General features: G+C 62.4%; 1 protein-coding gene. It reads right to left on the bottom strand.

What is annotated here, in order from left to right:
- Positions 1 to 213 precede the first annotated feature (213 nt).
- Entirely contained in the window at positions 214 to 1,878 is a 1,665-nt protein-coding gene (locus LLH00_12415) for a beta-N-acetylhexosaminidase (protein MCE5272071.1), read from the bottom strand.
- Between the last annotated feature and the right edge of the window lie 65 nt (positions 1,879 to 1,943).

Raw genomic sequence — 1,943 nt, 5'->3', positions numbered from 1 at the left:
TCAGCGAAGCAGCTTGCGCCTGGTTTGATGTCAGGACTGAAAGCAACAGGACCAGCGTACAGATCAGTCTTTTCATCCGACTCTCTCCTGTCCGTGGCGGGCGGGCCACCCACGGTTGAAGAAAACAGGATTGTCCGCTGTACGGCCCGCGCCGCGAGCCCCGGTCTATGACTGAGCCGGGGCCCGCGGTGGGTCAGGTCGACATTGATCCGCTCAGCGCGGCACGCGGGCGAAATTTACATTCTGAAGGGTCCAGCGCTGCTCCATCGCGTCCATGCGGCGGCAGAAATCGGGATAATCCCTGCGCTCGACGTTGGTCCAGCCCACCTCGGCGTAGGCGGCGATACGTGGGAAGCTCTGGTGCTCGATCTTCTCGGCCGTGGGGGTCCACTCGCTCCACATCTGGCAGCCCGAGCCCAGCACCTTGGGCCAGAGGGATTTTTCCAGCCCCTGCGGGATCGGCTCGAACTCGTAGGCCTTGGCCAGGGGGATAGTCTCGTAGTCGTAGTCCAGGTAGGTGCTGGAGTGCAGCGAGTTCACGATATCGTGGCCCTCGCGGATCGCACGCTCGGCCAGGGAGATATCGCCTTTCCAGAACTGAACGATCGTGCCCACGGCCAGGCTGCGGCCATCCGACTGCTCTTTCACCTCGGTCGCCCCGGCAGCCTTGAGCAGGCCGTGCAGGTCATCGCCCATTATCTCGTTCCAGCCCATCATGCGCCGTCCGCGGCTCTCCACGAAACGGCTCATGCGGTTGGTGAAATACATCTGCACCTGGGCCGGTCCGCTCAAATGCTCACGCTCCATCAATGCTTTGATATCCGGAGAGGCCATCCACTGGTCGAACAGCACCTCATCCCCGCCCAGATGTATCACCTTGGAGGGGAACAGGCCCATCACCTCGTCCAGGATGTCCTGCAGGAACGTGTAGACCTTCTCATCCGCCACGTTGAACACACTGGGCAGCTTGCCGAAAACAGGCGAGACCTCCACCGGATCGTGGACCGTGCCCATCTCCGGGTAACTGGCGATAGCGGCGGTGGCGTGGCCCGGCATGTTGACCACCGGCACGATGTTGATATGCCGCTCGGCGGCGTAGCGCACCATGTCCCGTATCTGCTCCTGGCTGTAGAACCCGCCGTGGGGTTTGCCCTCGCGCTTGGGACTGTCCCAGCCCATCACCTGGGAATCCTTGCGCCAGGCCCCCACCTCGGTCAGTTTGGGATATTTCTTGATCTCGACCCGCCAGCCCTGGTCATCGGTCAGGTACCAGTGGAACTCGTTCATTTTCAGGGCTGCCATCTGGTCCAGGAGCTTCTTCACCTCATCCACGCCGTGGTACCAGCGGGCGTCATCCAGATGGTAGGCCCTCCAGCCGAAACGCGGGATGTCGCGCACCTTGACTCCAGCGGCTTTCCAGGCCACGCCCTCGGCTTTTGTCTGACCGAACGCCTCGACTGGCAGCAGTTGCAGGAACGACTGGATACCGTAGAACGCCCCGGCCGGAGCGTTGGCGCTCACGGTCACCGCCTCGGGGTTGACCTCCAGTGTGTAGCCCTCGGCCCCGAGCGTGCTGTCCGCGCTCCAGGCCAAGACCAGCGCGCCTTTAGGCGGGGTTTCACCCTCCAGCGGTTTGACCGTGAGGCTCAGGCCGGTTGGTCCGGCCAGACGGGCGCTCAGGTAGGCGGCCTCGGCCTGGAAACGGCTGTCGGTGAAAATGGTGCAGGACGGTCCGAGGATAAACTCGCCGCCGGTCTCGCTCAGCTCCAGCGGCTGCGGGATTATCGAAACTGTATTCTTTGTCAGCGAAGCAGCTTGCGCCTGGTTTGATGTCAGGACTGAAAGCAACAGGACCAGCGTACAGATCAGTCTTTTCATCCGACTCTCTCCTGTCCGTGGCGGGCGGGCCACCCACGGTTGAAGAAAACAGGATTGTCCGCTGT

It is taken from the genome of bacterium (genome assembly GCA_021372515.1).
Classification (GTDB): domain Bacteria; phylum Gemmatimonadota; class Glassbacteria; order GWA2-58-10; family GWA2-58-10; genus JAJFUG01.
This window is presented reverse-complemented; position numbering and strand designations above follow the sequence as displayed.